Genomic DNA, 18,911 nt, shown 5'->3' with positions numbered 1-18,911 from the left:
CCCGTTCCTCCTGCATCATGATACTATATGGGATGGAAAGGATGTGACGAATAATGATTCAACAATTTATAGAGCTTGGACAAGGCTACGGAGATGTTTATGAGCTTTGCGAACTGATTAAAACGAATGAAGCGCGCTTTCATCACGCCTTCATCTTCACTTCAAGTAAAAATGATCATACTTATGCCTCTCTTGCTGTAGCCCTTAAGCCTGTAGGAGAAAGCAAATTCATGCCAATTTATATTTGTCGTGAAGGTATTCCTTATAACATCGAAAAACGTGCAAAACGAATAGAGCTTTTTGAAGAAGCCGTAACTGCTCTAGGACGAAAGGCTAATATCCTAGAGATTAAGCACTCATCTATTTTTTCGGAAGAAAAGCTATTTTATCAATACTTAATTGGTATTTTAAGACTGAATCACTATATTCCACCGATGTATTGATTAAAGCCCTACTTTATAATCATATTCCTTCGCCTTATCTGGTTTGGCATTTTCAAACTCAGTTTTTAAAAATGGGCGGTATGATTCTACAACGTCTTTCACAAATGGAAGGCGTTGTAGTTTAGTTTTCACTAATTCTAGTTCATCACGGTTGCAGTACATCACAACATATTTTAATTTACGCGAAATAAAATGAACATGTCCGTATTTCCGTAATGACTTCGCGTGCTTTAATTGATGCACATAGACAATAATTCCTTGCCGATCTGTCATATTAAATCCTCCATTTCTTGATAAGAGCATACCATATAGACAAATTTTATCGCAACAGAGTTTAGCTGACAGAAGGTAGTATTTTCCGTTATAATAGGTGAGTATAGAGTGTTTCCTCATAGAGTTCATAAACTATTACGCTCTATTTGCGTCTTACAAGTACAATTTTAGATGGCTTCACCAAAGATAAATGTAAAGTAAGAGGAGGACGAGATATGGGAAAGAAAACAAAAATCGCACTTGCAATTGCAGCAGCTAGTGCAGCAGCATGGGCAGGTACGAAAGCCATTTCAAAACCACAAAAACGCGAGGATCAGCCAGCATTAAAATTTGACCGTCCAATCGTTTTAGCACACCATGGAGGTAGTCATTTGGCTCCTGAACATTCTATGCTAGCGTTTGAAAAAGCTGCTGAGTATGGGGCAGACGGCTTTAAAGTGGATGTTCGCTTAACAAAGGATGAAGAGATCGTTTTATTCCACGATGCTTCTGTGGAGCGTACAACAGGGGAAACAGGCTTCGTAAAAGATTTTACCCTAGCGCAGTTAAGAGAATTAAATATTGGTGAAAACTTTATATGCTTAGAAGGCAACTACCCTTATAAAGGGGAACACGTTGAAGTTGTTACATTAAGAGAATTATTACAGGCGTTTCCAAATAGTCTTGTTTTCATTGACATTAAAGATGGACCTGATACTTATGAAGGAAGCTTGATGCCATCAAAGCTATGGCGACTTATTGAAGAACTCGAAGCGGCAAATCGTATTATCGTTACTAGTAGCTATAGTGAGCAAATCGACCGCTTCAATTTATATGCTCAAAACCGAGTAGCATTAGGTGCAGGCGATGCGGATATTACGAAAGCCTATACATCCTTTACAAGTCAATTTGGTCATCTTTATAATCCAAAAGTTGATGTATTCCAGCTACCATTAAAATCAAATATTATGTCATTTGATTCTCCGAAGTTTGTAAAGTTTTTAAGCGACTTGAATATCCCAGTACTTTATGCAGATATTAATGACTTAGTCACAATGTCTCGCTTAATTCGAACTGGTGCACAGGGCATCATTACAGACCGACCAGACATCGCTGAAACTCTACTTAAAAAATTGACACAATAAAAAAAGCGGGCGATGCTCAAGCATTATTGAGCATCACTCGCTTTATTTGTGTGAGAAAGCTGACATTAGATTAAGCAGAGCAAGAACAGCCGCCACCCGTACCGCACCCGCCCGTACTACAACCACCCGCACTATTAGCAAAAAATGGGTTGCTTACAGGTACTTTAACCGCTTGGGACACTGAGTGGCTGATTAATAGACTTACTTGGTCTAATAAGTCTTGAAAATCATTTTCAGCAAGCTTTAATGCTGCGACAAACTCATTAAAATCAAGCATCCGCTTTTGCTCACGAATTTTTTTCATTATTGTATGATAATCCGGATGATATTTTCCGAATCGCTGTACATCCTCATATTGTTCTTTCATACGCCCAAACGCATTAATTTGCGCAACAAGCTCCTTATCACTATAAACAGCGTCATATGCTTTTCGTAAACTATGAGCCTGCTCAGAAGAAAGAATCATCTCACTTAAGTGATCAGCTTCATCTAAAATAAAAGCCCATTCTGAAGTCATCAACATCGAAAATTCCTCCTATCTGTTACTATCATAACAGAAACGATATGAATTTTGATATACATATGAACTCAAAAGAAGCTTTTAACAATTGGTACAACGAATGGATTATTTCTTATTAGTAAGTTGTAACAGTAGTCTTTCTACGCATTCAATATCCGAAAACGGTAGCACTCTATCGCCAATCGTTTGAGTACGCTCATGACCTTTACCAGCAATCACGACGACTTCCCCATCCATTGATTGCTCTACAGCCTTTGTAATGGCTGCTGCTCTGTCTAATACAATGTCATACTTTTGAGTGGAAAAAAAGCCTTCCTTAATTTGCTCATTAATTTTTTGTGGATCCTCACTTCTGCAGTTATCTGTCGTTAATATAATGTAATCTGCATACTTAGAGGCAACTGTACCCATTTCCCTACGTTTAGCTACATCTCTCTCCCCACCACAGCTAAAAACGACCGAAAGCTTTTTCGGCTGTAATTTTTTTAATGTTTGTAACACTACCTTTAAAGCGTCAGCCGTGTGTGCATAATCAATAATAACCGTACCGTGATTCGGTATAGAAATACTTTGCATACGTCCTATAGGGAGCGTAATCGTTTGTAGTGCTTCTGCTATTGAAGAGAGCGGGAACTTTAGCATATCCATCGTGGCAATGGCCGCTGCGACATTGGATCGTTGATAATCTCCCACGACAGGCAATGTAACAACATGTTCTCCATGCTGGGTTTGAATACAGCAGGTGCTAGCGTTTTGTCCCTCCGCTAGTAGCTGTATTTGAATATCTACCCGATTGCCAACGCCAAAATATCGTTTTTCTAGCTTTGACAACAAGCCTACCGATCGACAAAATGTGTCATCACCATTTAATACAAGTTTTTTGCTTAGCTGTGCCAATCGCTGCTTTGCTAATTTATACTGTTCAAACGAACCATGATCCTGTAAATGATCCTCGCTTAAATTTAAGTACACGCCAATATCGATATCACAATAATCTAAACGGTTCGTTGCTAGCCCCATTGAAGAGGCTTCCATCACAACATATTCTACATCGTGTCTTAGCGCCTCATAAAATAATTTATGCAAATGCTTCGGCTGTAACGTTGTTAATAGCTCAATATCCGAATAGAAGGGCTCACCATTTAAAAATAAACCATTCGTTCCAATAACTAATGTTCGTTTATTAACATGTTGTAATAGCTGACTAATAAAATGACTAACTGTTGTTTTACCATTCGTTCCTGTGATCGCAATAATCTTTAATGCTTCGGAAGGGAAGCCATATATTTTAGCACTAGCAAAGGCGATAAATTGCAAACAGTTCGGCACCCATATAATAGGAACATGCAATTTCAACGCATCAAATATCATCTCATCATCAATTACCACTGCGATTGCACCACGCTCAATGGCTTCCTCTATATATGCCTTCCCGTCATATCTTTTTCCTTTCCGTGCAACAAATATATCTCCATTTTTCACTTCGGCTACACTATCCTCTACTCTACTAACATCTACACGAATAGAGCCTTTAACAGTACAAGGCCAATCTTTTAAAAGTTCTGCAAGCTGCAAGTAAATACCCCTTCTTTACAATATGTAAAATGGGCGTTTTTGCTACTGAACTAAAAAACGACATAAATCTGCACAGATTAGTGAGATAGATGTCATTTTTAATAATCCCATATTTTATTGTAATGAACTATCCTCAAAAGGGTCTATTTGTTCTTGCTTAATAAAAATTTGAGTATAATAATCGTAATAAACGCCAGACCCAACACTTGTAAATTTTTCATCTAATAAGACAGTTCGATGGTCTGAAGAATTAATCCAGCCATGAACGGCCTCGATTGCATCATAATAAGAGGTCGCAATATTTTCACCGGATTCTTCATAGGTGATTTCTTTTTCGTTTAATCGATCAGTCAATGTTCCTAAGGTTGGGGATTCATGAGAAACATAATTTTGTAGGAACATATCTTCACTATGCGCCATCGCTGCTTCATCTAAGCTTTGTAACCGAAGCAGAGGCTTTAAGCTATGCTGCTGTCTAAATCTATTCGCTAAATCAAATAATTGTTGAGCTGTAGCCTCATGTAACGCCAATTGTGAATAAGAGGACAAGACAGGCTGCTCAATTAGCTCGCCAACATATTGCATTTCATATGGTTGTTGCATAACGAGCGTTTTACCATCCATATAACGAACGCCTACAAGCTTACCTAATTCGCTATCAATATATAATTGTGCATATAGCCCATCAAATTTTGCTAGTAATCGAGTTTTCGTATCCTCCTGATTCATCGTAAACATGTAAAGATTATCATCCATCTCCACCGTCACTTCACCCTCTAAAATCGTCATTCGATATACATCCTCTGCCTTTTGACCAATCTCATATGGGCTAACCTCTACCAGCCTATCATTTGTATAAACTTGCGTAACGATATCGTCTTCTACACCAAACATCATAAATGTGCCCTCATTGTATACCCACCAATTATAGCCATAGCCTGATTGATCTATTCTCAATGGTTCACCATAGTTCTTTATTAATAGCTCACTCGATTTACCTATAAATACTGAAACCCCTTCAGTCGGTCTTGAAAGCGTTTCATTAAAATCATTCTCATAATGTTCAGATGGAATAGCCTGCTGCACTGTATTCGGTCCTTCTAGTGGTTCATGCTCTGGTTGTTCGATAAAGGAATAATAATAAATCATGCCTAATAGTGTTGCTACGATTAAAATGCGAAACAGCGCTTTCATTCGTTCCTCCTAAATACAATTATTTTCTATAATTATATCAATTCAACCTACCTTGACACAATGTTGTCATTGCAACAAATGGGAATTTGCTCTATTATAAAAATGGAGCGTATACTAATGTACGAAATGCTAAAGGAGGATAATAGAATGTATTTTGAAAACACAAACCTTGAAAATGTAACTGCTGATCAAGAATTTCTTGCAAGCATTCTAAAAAAATACGGTTTAGAATGTCACGGTGGTTGGGATTACGATCGCATGACGTTTGACCGTCGCTTCGATGTTCGTGAAGGTCGTTTTTACCTACGTCTTTTCTGCAACGCTATTTCTGGTGATGTTGGCGCACATGACGCTACATTAAAAATTAACAAACCTGTTCTTGGGAAATACTACTATCCACACGGTGTAGAATACACTGATGAAGTATTCCCAGCACATTTAGTAAAAGATTGTGAAGCACTTTTACAAAACGTTGTAAAAGATCTTTCTCAATATGGAATTCAAGCTTAATAGATTTATAGAGGGCAGCCTAATTATAGGTTGCCTTTTTTCTTTTTACAGTAATCTGATTTTTTACTACTGCCTGAGACAATTTCACGATTCATAATTCCATCAACACATACGGACATTACATAGAGCAAAAAAATCGATTATTCGCATCGTTCCGCTCCACTTAAATGTTGGTGATTCTTCTTTGAAAGCGAATTCTGATGTAATTGAGTAACCTAAAAAATAAAAAGCTCCTGTGCATGATACACAGAAGCTTGATTCATTAAAATCCTAAAATTGCCTTAATAACAGATGTCGTTTCTCCGCCTTTGTAAATAACATAAAGCAGTAAATACACTAAAACACCTGTAATTGCGACAAAGAACCAAATAATACTTGTAATTGGTCCAATTTTTCGGTGTCGAATTAGATTACTCTTTAACCCTGTAACTAAACTAACAATACCAAATACTGCTCCAACTGTCGCTAAAACAATATGGAATACTAAGAAAAACGTATAATATCCTTTTAATTCCTCTGGTCCACCAAATGCAGTATTTCCAATAAATACTGTCCGTGAAGCGTAAATAATGAAGAAAATAATAGCAGATACACCTGCAGCCATCATTACTTTTTTATGTGCTTCAATTTTTCGTTTTATAATTAGTCCCCAACCAATCGCTACAAGTACTGCACTAATAACGATAAAGGCTGTACTAATTGTAGGTAATAAAGGTACTCCCATATCCCATTCTCCTATCATTTCTATTTAATTAATTGTCATTATACATGCTTTGTACGGCTCTGGAATTCTTGTAATTCCTTTTGTGTGATAGCTTCTTGATTTGAACGCTCACTCTTCCACCATTTACTAAAGATTCGCGCTAAAATTACACCGAAAATAATTTCTTGTATAATTTTCATCATGACGCCACCAACTTGCTGATCACTTACTGGGCTCATACTTGAAAACAATTCCGGACCCGATAAACCTAAGGTAGATAAAGTATCAACCGGTACACATAACTCCATTGCCTTTAACCACATTTCCGAATCGGTATAAGTACCGTACATTGGATGGGATGCAAAAATAATGAGGGCACAGGCAGGTGTTATTAACACTGCATTCCCTGCAATATAAGCCAACTTATGAATGTTTTTCATCGTATGCTGACCTTCCACCTCATTTAGTAATGGCCAGTACATAAAGAACGCGGAAATGAATAAAACAAATGTATAAAGACCGTGCAATGTTTGATCTAATTTAATTGCATCAAATATGTCTGGGATATGATAAAAACTAAACATCGCGATAAAAACAAATATTGCAACTAATGGCTGCGTAAATATTTTAAAAATTGTTTTTAAAACTGGTGCCTCGACGACAACCTTCCATACCCACCAAGGTACCCCTTTAATTAAAAAGATCGGAACGAGTAATAATAAAAACGCCATTTGTACCATATGCATCGTAAACATAATATGCCCTAATAAATCAATTGGCGTTCCCTTGATTATGTAAAGCGTAATCATTGCTAATACAAAATAAGTGGCTTCACTTTTCTTTAAAGGCTCGCTAACTTTAAAATCTTTTCTCCAAGTAATGGTTGTTAAAAAATATACGACTGTTAAAAATATGATAACCCCGATTAAATAGGGACTCCATAAAGCTTGAAAACCAAATATACTTAATGGCATACAGAATCGCGCTCCTTTAAACTTCAGTACTCTTATTATAGAACGCTTACAAATATTCTTCAATGAACGAACTATGACAATTCGACTTTATTTTCACCAAGAGGCGGAAAAAAGCGCCTCTGGATAGCCAGAGACGCTTTTGAAGGGATTACCACCAAATAATCGTTAAGAATGCAAGGAAGAATGTGAAGGCGATAAATCCGCCACCCCACATGAAGAATTGAATTACTCCCATATGCGGTGCATCCTTTTCTTCCATATGCATGAAAGAATACAGTTGTTGTACTACTTGGATACCTGCTAGTAATAGAACTAGTGGCTTAATGAAGTATGGTGAAAAGTCTGCTACAACTGATGCAAACGCAACAAATGTAAGCATAATCATGATCGCAAATTGCGTTACTTGCTTGCGCATATGCTTGGCGTTTTTAGCGCGATCATATTCGTATTGTGCCTGTGAACGAGTTTCGAAATGAGTATCGTGTGCCATATTATCCTAACACTCCCATCAAGTAAACTACTGTAAAGATGAATACCCATACAACGTCAATGAAGTGCCAATATAAAGAAGCGATAAAGTACTTCGGCGCGTTGTATAAATTAAGGCCACGTTTAGCATTACGGATTAATAATCCAGTAATCCAAATTAGACCAATAATTACGTGTAAGCCGTGCGTACCTACAAGCGTGAAGAACGCTGAAGAGAACGCTGATTGAGTATAACCAAAACCAATGTGTACATAGTGTTGGAACTCATAAATTTCTAACCCTAGGAATCCAAGACCTAGAATAACAGTAATTGCCATCCAAGTTTGAACACCTTTAAAGTTATAGTTTTTCATGTGGTACATTGCGTACACAGAAGTTAATGATGATGTTAACAGTAACATCGTCATAATAAATGCTAATGGAAGCTCATAAAGTTCCTTCGCAGAAAAGTCCATACCAGCTGGACCTTGATCTTTCAGCGCTAAATACGTTGCGAATAATGATGCGAAAAGTACAACCTCACAGGCAAGGAAAATCCAGAAGCCTACGAATTTGTTTTTACCTTCCATTGTTGCTTGCTCAGGGTGCTGAGGCCAAGATTGTGGAGTAAATTTGTGATTAAGATCCATTATCGTTTGCCTCCTTTAGCACGGAACTCAGCAAGTTCACGTTCGATTTGTTCTACTTCCTCTTTATGAACATGGTAGCCTAAATCGTCTTTAAACGAACGAATAATCATCGAAGCTACTGTTAAACCTAAACCACCAATAATTAATGTTAATGATAGTGCAGGTGATACACCCTTTGCTGTACCTTCAATCACTTGGTCACCCCATGGGCTATAAAGCGCACCGAATGCAGCAATGAATGTACCGATTGTCATTACTAGCGGTAAGATAGAGTTGTTTGGCATATGGATATCGCCGATTGGCTCTGCATAAACCATTCCTTCTTTATTACCCTCTTCTTTTTCAATCCAATATGGATCATATCCACGTACAAGTGGCGTTTGTTTAAAGTTGTAGAATGGCAGTGGAGTTTCCAGTGCCCATTCAAGAGAACGACCATCTCCCCAGTAATCGCGACGGTTAACTGGTTCAGATTTAATTGAAAGTAAAACGTTAATTACTAATAGAATAACACCAACACCCATCATTAATGCACCAACAGTTGAAATCATGTTGAATAAATCCCAACCTTGACCATCCATGAACGTGAATACACGACGTGGCATACCCATTAATCCTAAGAAGTGCTGTAGGAAGAACGTTAAGTGGAAACCGATAAAGAATACCCAGAAAGTAAGTACTCCTAATTTCTCATTTAACGTACGGTTAAACATAATCGGCCAGTAGAAATGTGCTGAACCGAATAACGCAGTTACGATACCACCAACGATTACGTAGTGGAAGTGAGCTACGATAAAGTAAGAATCGTGTAATTGGTAGTCAAGTGGTGCAGTTGCCTGCATTACCCCTGTAACACCACCCGCAACGAATGACGGGATAAAACCAAGTGCATATAGCATTGGTACAGTAACTTTAATCGATCCGCCCCAAATAGTTAAGATCCAGTTGAATACTTTCATACCGGTTGGTACGGCGATTGCCATTGTTGCTACCGCGAAGATTGCGTTGGCAGTTGCGCCTAGACCCGTTGTGAACATATGGTGAGCCCATACCATGAATCCTAAGAAACCGATAAGAATTGTTGCGAATACCATTGAAGAGTATCCGAATAAACGTTTACGAGCGAATACTGGAATAATTTCAGAGAATAGTCCAAACGCTGGTAGAACTAAAATGTATACTTCAGGGTGACCGAAAATCCAGAATAAGTGCTCCCAGATAATTGTGTTACCACCCATCGTATGATCGAAGAAGTTTGCCCCGAACATACGGTCCACTAACATTAAGAATAAACCTACAGTAAGTGGAGGGAATGCGAATAAAATTAATGTACTTGAAACCATTGTCGTCCAAGTGAATAATGGCATACGCATAAACGTCATACCAGGTGCACGCATCGTAATAATTGTTACGATAAAGTTAATACCAGAGATTAACGTACCCGCACCAGAAATTTGTAGACCTAATACATAAAAATCAATACCATGACCAGGAGAGTATAGCGATAGAGACGCATATGACGTCCAACCTGCATCAGGTGCTCCACCCATAAAGAATGATAGGTGAAGGAATATCGCACCAAAGAAGAATAACCAGAATCCTAGTGCGTTTAAGAATGGGAATGCTACGTCACGTGCCCCAATTTGAAGCGGAACGATAGCATTCATAAATGCAAATAGTAACGGTGTCGCTGCTAAGAATAGCATCGTCGTACCGTGCATCGTTAATAATTCGTTAAATAGGCCCGCAGAAATGAAATCATTATTTGGAATCATTAATTGAACACGCATTAATAGCGCTTCAAAACCTGCGATTGCGAAGAACAATGTACCAGCAGCTAAATAAAGAATGGCGATTTTCTTATGATCGACAGTCGTTAAAAAGTCCCATACATGTGCCCCAAAGCCCTTTTTCTTTGCAACAGAGCTCACAACTTTAACCTCCTTCAAAGTTTCTATCTCGTTTGAAATTATTTTTCTACAGATAATGTCATTAAGTATTCAGCGATTGCTTCTGCTTCTTCTGGCGAAACCTTATACATACCAGTCATTAAGTTACCTGGCTTGTACTCTTCTGGATCCATAATCCATTCTGTAGTATTTTCTACATCATGTTTCATGAAACCAGCGACACGGTTACGATCACCAAATGTAGCTAAGTTTGGACCTGGAGCACCTGCAGCACCTGAGCCAGAAACTGCGTGACACATTAAGCAACTATTAGCAAATGCCGCTTCCCCAGCATCTGTTGAGTTTGCATCTGCAGTTGCCCCTTCAGTAGCTTGCATTGCCGCTACCCAAGTATCAAATGAAGCACGATCTAACGTTTTAACTTTGAAATCCATTAAAGCATGTGAAGGACCGCAAAGCTCAGCACATTTACCATAGAATACGCCATCTTTTAGACCTTCAGATTCTTTGTCGAATTCAAGGTAGAATTTATTGATGTTTTCTACGTTTGTATCCATTTTACCGCCGACAGAAGGAATCCAGAATGAGTGCTTAACATCAGCAGCAATTAGGTTAAAGTAAACTTTTTCATCAGTAGGAACAACTAATTCTTGAGCCGTAACAATGCCTTGCTCCGGATATTCAAACTCCCACCAGTATAATTTAGCAGTTACATTAACAGTAAGCGCTGTTTTGTTCCCGTCTTCATCCACTTCATCCATTGCAGCAACATCTGCAAATTTGTAAGTAGCTGTAAGCGTTGGAACAGCTAAAATTAATAATAAAATAATTGGGATGACAGTCCAAATTACTTCAAGTGTGTGACTACCTTCTACTTGTTTAGGCATGTGATTCTCGCCTACTTTGGCGCGACGGAACTTAACGAAAGCAAGTAAATAGATAACAGAAACAACGACAACTACTAACGTCATAATCGCAGTTGCAAGCAATAGAATGTTCAGCTGCTCACGACCAACAGGACCTGCTGGCGTTAGTGTCGAAATATACTCTTCACCACAAGCTGAAAGGAAAACTGTCATTACTGCTAATAACGAGAATAAACGCCATTTTTTAAGCCCTTTCATCATAGCTTAATTAAACCCCTCTTTCTTTGTTGTATTTTCATGTGTAACCAGGACTATGGTTTTTCTATATGAATTCTTATCCAAGAAAGAATCCCAGAAGTTTAGCCTAAAACGGAGAAAATAACCATGCTCACAAACAATATTGTTAAATAATTCAAAGAATAGATAAACATTTTGTTTGCCCATTTTATATGATCTCTCACCTTAAAGCCACTGATAGCTAGAGCTAGCCATCCAACATTGAGTAATGTTGCTACAATTAAAAATCCAGTATTTAGCTGCGGTAATAAAAATGGTAGAGGGATTAACACCACTATCCATCCAAGCATTGATACCTTCGTTCTTTTAAAGCCCTTCACAACTGGAAGCATCGGTATATTTGCTGCACGATATTCTTCCGTTCGCTTCATCGCTAACGCATAAAAATGCGGCGGCTGCCAAGCAAACATAATGAGGAATAACGCAAGCGGCGCAAATCCGAGTGTCGGTTCAACGGCTGTCCAACCAATTAATGGTGGAATAGCACCTGAAAAGCTTCCTAAAACTGTGTTACTTACATGTTTTCTTTTCGACCACATTGAATAAAGAACTACATAAGCTAAGATCCCTACTAGTCCCCACATGCCGGCAGCAAAGGATGCCGTAAATAACAAAATTTCACCTACAAATAAGAATGAAAAGGAAATTGTCAAAACAAGACCTGGCTTAAATCTACCTGTAACAGTCGGTCTATTACTTGTACGCCTCATAATAGGGTCAATGTCCTGGTCGATATAGTTGTTCATCGCTCCAGATCCACCGATTATAAATGCAGTACCTAGCATTGTGCATATGACTAAATCCAACTGTTGAAGAAAATGCCCATTCGTAAACTGAAAAGCTAACCAAATTCCTGTAAAGGCTGTTACTAAATTCGAGTTAACGATTCCAATCTTTATAAGTGCGAGAAAATCTTTTACGAAAGATGTCGTTTCCGGTCCAGTTTTCCTAGTCGAAAGCACACGGTCATTTGACATACAACCGCCCCTTTCATTTTTGTAAGCATATTCCGCTAACAATAACTATATCGAAATTTGTCTATGATTTCTAGACGTTTCGTGAAATTTCGATGAAGTATTGGCGAAAACCTAGCGAACCTCAATGTGGTAATAATCAACATATATATAGTAAATCATTTTCCAATTGGATTTGTGAAGGTTAGCGTACGAATTTATGAACAATTTGTGAAATGGCTCTAACATCTTCTCACGTAAATCTGTTAGAAGTTGTGTTTTACTCCTATATTCGCTATCATTTTAAACTAGAGACGCTTTTAAAAAGCGATGTTGATAGTTAAAGTAGGTGGCTCATTACAATGCAACATAGTAAATATTTAAAATGGTTTGCTGTTGCAGCAACAATTGGTATGTTGCTTATCCTTTTAGGTGGAGCACTCGTTACCAAGACAGATAGCGGTTTAGGCTGTGGTCGAAATTGGCCAGACTGTAACGGTTCTCTTATTCCTAAAGAAATCACTACAGAAGTACTAATTGAATTTTCGCATCGAGTTGTGACAGGTTTAGTTTCAATATTTATCCTCGTCCTGACAGTTTGGACGTGGCGTGCACTTGGTCACATTCGTGAAGTAAAGTTTTTAGGCTTTATGGCGATTTTCTTTTTAGTAGCGCAAGCCTTAATTGGTGCTGCACAAGTGTTGTGGGGACAAGGTGACTTTATTTTAGCTCTACATTTTGGTATTTCCCTCATTTCGTTTGCAGCAGTTCTCCTGCTCGCCCTAATTGTCTTCGAAGTTGATAAAAAATTCGATGCAGACAATGTATTTATTGGCAAAAAATTAAAATGGCATACAATCGGCGTCACTTTGTACTCATATATTGTTGTTTATACAGGCGCTTTAGTTCGACATACGGATTCTAGCTTAGTATGTCCAGATTGGCCGCTTTGTCGAAATGATCAGCCATTTACAATGCCATATAATATGTATGAATGGGTGCAGATGGGGCATCGTTTCGCCGTATTACTTATTTTCATTTGGATTGCGTACATAGCTTGGCACGCAGTAAAAGAATATAAGGATCAAAAAGTGATTTACTGGGGATGGATTATTGCTTTTATCATTGTCATTCTTCAAGTATTAGCAGGAATGCTAGTCGTATTAACAAAACTTAATTTAATAGTGTCTTTACTGCACTCATTATTTATTTCATTGTTATTCGGTCTTTTCTGCTATATGATTCTCCTTGTATATCGAAGTACAGCAAACGAGCAAAAATAAAATAGAGTACGAAGGTTATAAGCGCCTTCGTACTCTATTTTTTTTACATTAATTCAATTAATAAATCGCCCGTTGAAATGGCATCCCCAGCAGAAGCATATACTTCCTTTACAATACCATCCTTTGGCGCTTGCACGGTTGTTTCCATTTTCATTGCCTCAGTGATTAATAAATGGTCTCCTCGTTTCACCGGACTACCTTTTGATACAACAACTTTTAACACTGTGCCTGGCATTGTTGCACCAATTTGATTTGGATTGGAAGGATCTGCCTTTAACGATAAGCTTCCATCAACTTCAACCGTTAGATCCTGAATAACAAGCTCTCGTGATTGACCGTTTAATTCGAAATAAAGTACTCTTGTGCCATCATGCTGTGGTTCCCCAATGGAAACGAGCTTAATAATTAGGGTTTTCCCTTTTTCGATTTCAACTTCAATTTCTTCACCTAGCTTTAGGCCATATAAAAACGAAGGTGTATCTAAAACGGAAATATCACCAAATGAGTCCGCCGCCTTTACATAATCCTCAAATACTTTAGGATATAGCGCATAGGCTAATACATCCTGTTTCGAAGCAGGACGTCCCATTTTTTCTGAGAGTTGGGCTGTTAGCGTCTCAAAATTGACAGGCTCTAGTAGCTCACCTGGACGAACCGTAATTGCCTCTCGCTCTTTTAAAACGACTGCTTGAAGGTCTTTCGGGAAGCCTCCATGTGGTTGACCTAAATAACCTTGGAAAAATTCAATAACAGAATCCGGGAAATCGATACTCTTTCCACGCTCTAAAATATTTTCCTCATCAAGATGATTTTGCACCATAAATAACGCCATATCACCGACCACTTTTGATGAAGGTGTAACTTTTACAATGTCTCCAAATAACATATTAACTCGTGAATACATCGACTTTACTTCATCCCAGCGATCGCCTAGCCCTACTGCTTTTGCTTGCTGCTGTAGGTTACTATATTGTCCTCCTGGCATTTCATGCACATAAATTTCTGAATGCGGGCTATTCATGCCGCTTTCAAAATCAACGTAATATTTACGAATATCTTCCCAGTAGTAGGATAGCTTTTCAAGTGACGCAATATCCGCACGTACTTCCCGCTCGCTTCCCTTCATTGCGTAGAACAGTGAATTGGCACTTGGCTGTGATGTTAAGCCTGCCATTGCACCTAGGGCTGTATCGATAATATCCACGCCTGCTTCAATTGCTTTTGCATACAAGTAAATTCCGTTACCACTCGTATCATGTGTGTGTAAATGAATCGGTAGACTTGTTGCATCCTTTAGCTCCGAAATTAAACGGTACGCGGCTTCTGGCTTCAATAATCCAGCCATATCTTTAATCGCTAAAATATGTGCCCCTGTAGCCTCTAGCTCACGTGCCATATCCTTATAATATTGAACAGTGTACTTTGCACGACTATCGTCCAAAATATCCCCTGTATAGCAGATGGCAGCTTCAGCTATTTTCCCTGAGTTACGTGCCTCATCAATCGCAACTTCCATCCCCTTAATCCAGTTCAGACTATCAAAAATACGGAACACATCAATGCCGGATGAGGCCGATTCTTGAATAAACTCACGAATTAAGTTGTCTGGATAATTTGTATAGCCGACCGCATTCGCCCCGCGCAATAGCATTTGGAATAGCACATTCGGTACTTGCTGACGCAGCTTTTGAAGACGTGCCCACGGATCTTCCTTAAGGAATCGGTATGCTACATCAAACGTTGCGCCGCCCCACATTTCCAATGAGAAATAGTTATGCATCAGCTTACTTGTCTCATCTGCAATTTCAAACATATCATGTGAACGTACTCGTGTTGCTAGCAGTGATTGGTGTGCATCACGGAAGGTTGTATCTGTTAACAGAACATCCTTCTGCTCCTTAATCCAATTCACTAAGCCAGTAGCGCCCTGCTCATCTAAAATTTGCTTTGTCCCAGCTTGTGGTGGAAGCAATAAATCTACTTTCGGCTTTTCAGGCTGCACAAAAATTGGCTTTGTTTTTTTCTCGATTCCCGGGAATCCATTTAAGGTTACATTACCGATATAGTTTAATAGCTTTGTTCCACGGTCTTTACGCTCTGGGAACAAGAATAGTTCAGGCGTCGTATCGATAAAGCTTGTATCAAACGCTCCTGTTAAAAATTTCTCGTGCTCTACCACATTTTCTAAGAATGGAATATTCGTTTTTACACCACGAATACGGAACTCACGTAGGTTTCGATTCATTTTTCCAGCAGCTTCTGCAAACGACATGCCCCAAGTCGAAATTTTCACAAGTAAAGAATCATAATATGGTGTTACTACGGCACCCTGGAAGCCGTTCCCTGCATCGAGACGTACGCCAAAGCCACCACTTGATCGATATACCATTAGCTTCCCTGTATCTGGCATAAAATCATTTTTCGGATCTTCTGTCGTTACACGTGACTGAATCGCATAGCCAAATAACGGAATATCATTTTGAGCTGGAATATTAATCTCAGATGAATGCAGCCCGTATCCAGCAGCTACTTTTATTTGTGCATGAACAATATCGATACCTGTAATCATTTCAGTAATTGTGTGCTCTACTTGAATACGAGGGTTAACCTCAATAAAGTAAAATTCATCGCCAGCAACTAGAAACTCTACTGTCCCTGCATTGATGTAATGAACATTTTTCATTAGTTTTACAGCGGCATCACAAATTGAATTACGTAGCTCCTCAGATATGGAGTTTGATGGTGCAATTTCAACTACTTTTTGATGGCGACGCTGAATGGAACAGTCACGCTCATATAAATGAATAACGTTCCCTTCCTTGTCCCCTAGTATTTGCACCTCGATATGCTTCGGCTTGACGATACATTTTTCAACATATACCTCATCAGAGCCAAAAGCCGCCTTCGCCTCCGATTTTGCACGCTCGTATGAGGACGCAAGCTCAGATTTGTCTTGCACCATCCGCATTCCTCGGCCACCCCCGCCAAGTGCTGCTTTGATCATAATTGGATAGCCGTAATGCTCACCGAATTCCTCTACTTCCTCTAGACTACTTACTGGTCCATCTGTTCCTGGAATAACTGGAATGCTAGCAAGAATCGCTTGTTCACGTGCTTTTACTTTATCGCCAAACATATCTAAATGCGTTGAAGTAGGACCGATAAATACGATTCCCTCTTCTTCACATCGTCTAGCAAATTCTACATTTTCAGATAGGAAGCCGTAGCCAGGATGAATGGCATCAACATTTGCATCTTTTGCAATTGCGATAATCCCTTCAATATCTAAATACGCATCAATTGGCTTTTTCCCTACCCCTACAATGTACGCTTCATCTGCCTTATAGCGATGATACGAGCCGCTATCCTCCCGTGAATAGACTGCCACTGTTTTTAGCTTCAGCTCCGTACACGCTCGGAAAATACGGATTGCAATCTCACCCCTGTTTGCAACTAAAACCTTGTTAATCCTTCCCATTTCTCCTCAACCCCTTAAAGATTTTTTCTTTTTTCCTTCTTATAGTACATGGAGACATTCACTAGAATCCCCATCGCTAAAGAAAGCATCATTATAGAAGTACCGCCATAGCTTATAAAAGGTAGCGTTACTCCGGTTAACGGGATAATTCCCGATATACCCCCTAGGTTAATAAATGTTTGGAAACCAATCCAAGTACCAATTCCACCTGCGATCATACGAGCAAGTGGATCCTGCGTCGTCATTGCAATATAGAAGCTACGTGCAACAATTAAACCGAGCCCCACAACAACAATTGCTACGCCGGCAATGCCCAGCTCCTCAGCGATAATGGCCATAATAAAATCATTTTGCGGCTCTGGTAAATACCCTAGCTTTTGAATTGACTGTCCAAGCCCTACCCCTTCAAGGCCGCCAGCACCAATCGCTAAATAACCATTAATAATTTGTAAGCCTGAACCATCAGCATATTCAAAAGGGTTAGACCAGGATTGTAGACGTCCCGCACGATTTGCATTAAAAATGGAGTCCCATTTTAAAAGCGCCACAAACACCATAATGAGTCCACCGAAGCCACTTAACACGGTAAAAAACTTTCGTAAGGATTTCCCTTTAATGCCACTTACGAGAGTAATAGAAATTGCGATAACGAATATTATAGCGAGTGCCCCTAAATCCGTTTCAATCCCGACACTGAATAGAATGACAAGCCAAATAAAAATTGGATAACCAATATCGTTCGGCTTTACATCTTGAATTGAATTTTCTTTTAAACTCTTTTTATAAAAGGAGCCAGATAAATAAAGTATAACAAACAATTTTGCAAATTCGGAAGGCTGAAACGTTGTAATACCAAATACATTGATCCAGCTTTGAGACCCAGTTTGCGCTTTCCCTATTCCGAAAAATGTCACCCATGCAAGTAAGATACCCATAATGACCATCAAGATAAACAATAGCCACTTCTTGCTATAGTGCTTATATGGGAAAAATGCACCTAGTAAAAACACAATGGCTCCAACTTTTAAGTTTGTTAATTGCTTATTATAAAAGTGATCTGGTGGTTCACCCTCTATCATTATCGCTACCATCATACTAGAACTATAAACCATTACTAATCCGAAAAGACATAGAAATAAGTATGTAAAAAATAATAGATAGTCGAAATTCCGGACATAATGTGCTAAATATCTTTTCATATTAAAACCTCATTCTAGAAAAAAAACTCAAACGCTTGCTAGCGGTTTGAGTTTTTCTTTTTATTTGTCTGTATATGCATCATGCAAAAGGGAAAGCTCTTTTTCAAGCGCATCTAGAATCCCCTTGCCCTGCTCACGCTCAATTAAGCCTAACTTCACAGCGAAATCAATCTCACGTGATAAGCCAAACATTTGCGTATCTAAAACTTCTTCATAGAGTGGACATTGTGGCATCGTTAAATGATCCATCTGAACTTTAATTAAGCGTGCAATTTTACCTGCATCCGCCTGCAACAACTCTAATGCTTTCTCCTGGAAGGAAGCTTGTGATTTCGTATCCATGAGGACGCCCCCATTATTTGATATTTCTTCGATTCTATCTTAATAAAGTTTATCTTTTCACTCGTAAAATTGCAAGTATCTATAAATGATTTAGTCAATTTCAATTATATTTATTTCTTATTTTGTAGAAATGGCGTTATACTGTAAAA

General features: G+C 38.7%; 18 protein-coding genes. 4 read left to right on the top strand and 14 right to left on the bottom strand.

Annotation, left to right across the window (positions count from 1 at the left end):
- The first annotated feature begins 53 nt into the window (after positions 1 to 53).
- Positions 54 to 443, top strand: coding sequence for a DUF7147 family protein (locus V4T18_RS06705; RefSeq protein ID WP_332647924.1), 390 nt, complete (start codon positions 54 to 56; stop codon positions 441 to 443).
- Here V4T18_RS06705 and V4T18_RS06700 read toward each other — a convergent pair whose 3' ends face one another.
- Positions 444 to 716 (bottom strand): YlbG family protein, encoded by a 273-nt coding sequence (locus V4T18_RS06700; protein WP_332647921.1) that lies wholly within the window; start codon positions 714 to 716, stop codon positions 444 to 446.
- 215 nt (positions 717 to 931) lie between these two features.
- Between V4T18_RS06700 and V4T18_RS06695 the strand changes: the two genes are divergently transcribed.
- Positions 932 to 1,840 carry a glycerophosphodiester phosphodiesterase gene (locus V4T18_RS06695; RefSeq protein ID WP_332647918.1) on the top strand — a complete coding sequence of 303 codons (909 nt, stop codon included), beginning with the start codon at positions 932 to 934 and terminating at the stop codon, positions 1,838 to 1,840.
- Between the two features lie 70 nt (positions 1,841 to 1,910).
- On the opposite strand, the gene V4T18_RS06690 is transcribed toward V4T18_RS06695, so the two are convergent.
- The 3 genes from V4T18_RS06690 to V4T18_RS06680 form a co-directional block, all read right to left on the bottom strand.
- Complete coding sequence (locus V4T18_RS06690) at positions 1,911 to 2,363, bottom strand: YlbF family regulator (protein WP_332647915.1); 453 nt, start codon at positions 2,361 to 2,363, stop codon at positions 1,911 to 1,913.
- A 102-nt stretch (positions 2,364 to 2,465) separates the two neighbouring features.
- Complete coding sequence (locus V4T18_RS06685; protein ID WP_332647912.1) at positions 2,466 to 3,935, bottom strand: UDP-N-acetylmuramoyl-L-alanyl-D-glutamate--2,6-diaminopimelate ligase; 1,470 nt, start codon at positions 3,933 to 3,935, stop codon at positions 2,466 to 2,468.
- 114 nt (positions 3,936 to 4,049) lie between these two features.
- Positions 4,050 to 5,129 carry a CAP domain-containing protein gene (locus V4T18_RS06680; RefSeq protein WP_332647911.1) on the bottom strand — a complete coding sequence of 360 codons (1,080 nt, stop codon included), beginning with the start codon at positions 5,127 to 5,129 and terminating at the stop codon, positions 4,050 to 4,052.
- Positions 5,130 to 5,276: 147 nt separating this feature from the next.
- Between V4T18_RS06680 and V4T18_RS06675 the strand changes: the two genes are divergently transcribed.
- Entirely contained in the window at positions 5,277 to 5,639 is a 363-nt protein-coding gene (locus V4T18_RS06675; protein ID WP_332647909.1) for a YugN family protein, read from the top strand.
- A 262-nt stretch (positions 5,640 to 5,901) separates the two neighbouring features.
- On the opposite strand, the gene V4T18_RS06670 is transcribed toward V4T18_RS06675, so the two are convergent.
- From V4T18_RS06670 to cyoE, 7 genes are all read right to left on the bottom strand, one after another.
- A complete protein-coding gene (locus V4T18_RS06670; protein WP_332647906.1) occupies positions 5,902 to 6,363 on the bottom strand; it encodes a DUF420 domain-containing protein in 462 nt (153 codons plus the stop codon).
- A gap of 38 nt (positions 6,364 to 6,401) precedes the next feature.
- The gene (gene ctaG, locus V4T18_RS06665) at positions 6,402 to 7,316 is read right to left on the bottom strand and encodes a cytochrome c oxidase assembly factor CtaG (protein WP_332647904.1); all 915 of its coding nucleotides are present in this window, start codon (positions 7,314 to 7,316) and stop codon (positions 6,402 to 6,404) included.
- A gap of 148 nt (positions 7,317 to 7,464) precedes the next feature.
- On the bottom strand, positions 7,465 to 7,806 hold the full coding sequence (locus V4T18_RS06660) for a cytochrome C oxidase subunit IV family protein (RefSeq protein WP_332647902.1): 342 nt from the start codon (positions 7,804 to 7,806) through the stop codon (positions 7,465 to 7,467).
- Between the two features lies 1 nt (position 7,807).
- On the bottom strand, positions 7,808 to 8,434 hold the full coding sequence (locus V4T18_RS06655; RefSeq protein ID WP_332647899.1) for a cytochrome (ubi)quinol oxidase subunit III: 627 nt from the start codon (positions 8,432 to 8,434) through the stop codon (positions 7,808 to 7,810).
- On the bottom strand, positions 8,434 to 10,365 hold the full coding sequence (locus tag V4T18_RS06650; RefSeq protein ID WP_332647896.1) for a cytochrome c oxidase subunit I: 1,932 nt from the start codon (positions 10,363 to 10,365) through the stop codon (positions 8,434 to 8,436). The genes V4T18_RS06655 and V4T18_RS06650 overlap by 1 nt, the downstream gene beginning before the upstream one ends.
- A gap of 38 nt (positions 10,366 to 10,403) precedes the next feature.
- On the bottom strand, positions 10,404 to 11,471 hold the full coding sequence (gene coxB / locus V4T18_RS06645; protein WP_332647894.1) for a cytochrome c oxidase subunit II: 1,068 nt from the start codon (positions 11,469 to 11,471) through the stop codon (positions 10,404 to 10,406).
- Between the two features lie 98 nt (positions 11,472 to 11,569).
- Positions 11,570 to 12,484: a heme o synthase gene (gene cyoE / locus V4T18_RS06640; protein WP_332647893.1), complete on the bottom strand. Its 915-nt coding sequence runs from the start codon at positions 12,482 to 12,484 to the stop codon at positions 11,570 to 11,572.
- A gap of 338 nt (positions 12,485 to 12,822) precedes the next feature.
- Here cyoE and V4T18_RS06635 point away from each other — a divergent pair, with 338 nt between their 5' ends.
- Positions 12,823 to 13,743, top strand: coding sequence for a COX15/CtaA family protein (locus V4T18_RS06635; protein WP_332647891.1), 921 nt, complete (start codon positions 12,823 to 12,825; stop codon positions 13,741 to 13,743).
- A gap of 43 nt (positions 13,744 to 13,786) precedes the next feature.
- Here V4T18_RS06635 and pyc read toward each other — a convergent pair whose 3' ends face one another.
- The 3 genes from pyc to V4T18_RS06620 are packed head-to-tail and all read right to left on the bottom strand — an operon-like array spanning position 13,787 to position 18,762.
- Positions 13,787 to 17,221, bottom strand: coding sequence for a pyruvate carboxylase (gene pyc, locus V4T18_RS06630; RefSeq protein ID WP_332647888.1), 3,435 nt, complete (start codon positions 17,219 to 17,221; stop codon positions 13,787 to 13,789).
- Positions 17,222 to 17,235: 14 nt separating this feature from the next.
- Positions 17,236 to 18,420 (bottom strand): FtsW/RodA/SpoVE family cell cycle protein, encoded by a 1,185-nt coding sequence (locus V4T18_RS06625; protein WP_332647887.1) that lies wholly within the window; start codon positions 18,418 to 18,420, stop codon positions 17,236 to 17,238.
- 60 nt (positions 18,421 to 18,480) lie between these two features.
- On the bottom strand, positions 18,481 to 18,762 hold the full coding sequence (locus V4T18_RS06620) for a YlaN family protein (RefSeq protein WP_332647885.1): 282 nt from the start codon (positions 18,760 to 18,762) through the stop codon (positions 18,481 to 18,483).
- Positions 18,763 to 18,911: the final 149 nt, after the last annotated feature.

Origin of the sequence: Lysinibacillus sp. 54212, from assembly GCF_036662795.1 — a bacterium.
Taxonomy (GTDB): domain Bacteria; phylum Bacillota; class Bacilli; order Bacillales_A; family Planococcaceae; genus Lysinibacillus_B.
The sequence above is the reverse complement of the archived record's forward strand: the minus strand, read 5'-3'. Positions and strand labels throughout refer to the sequence as shown.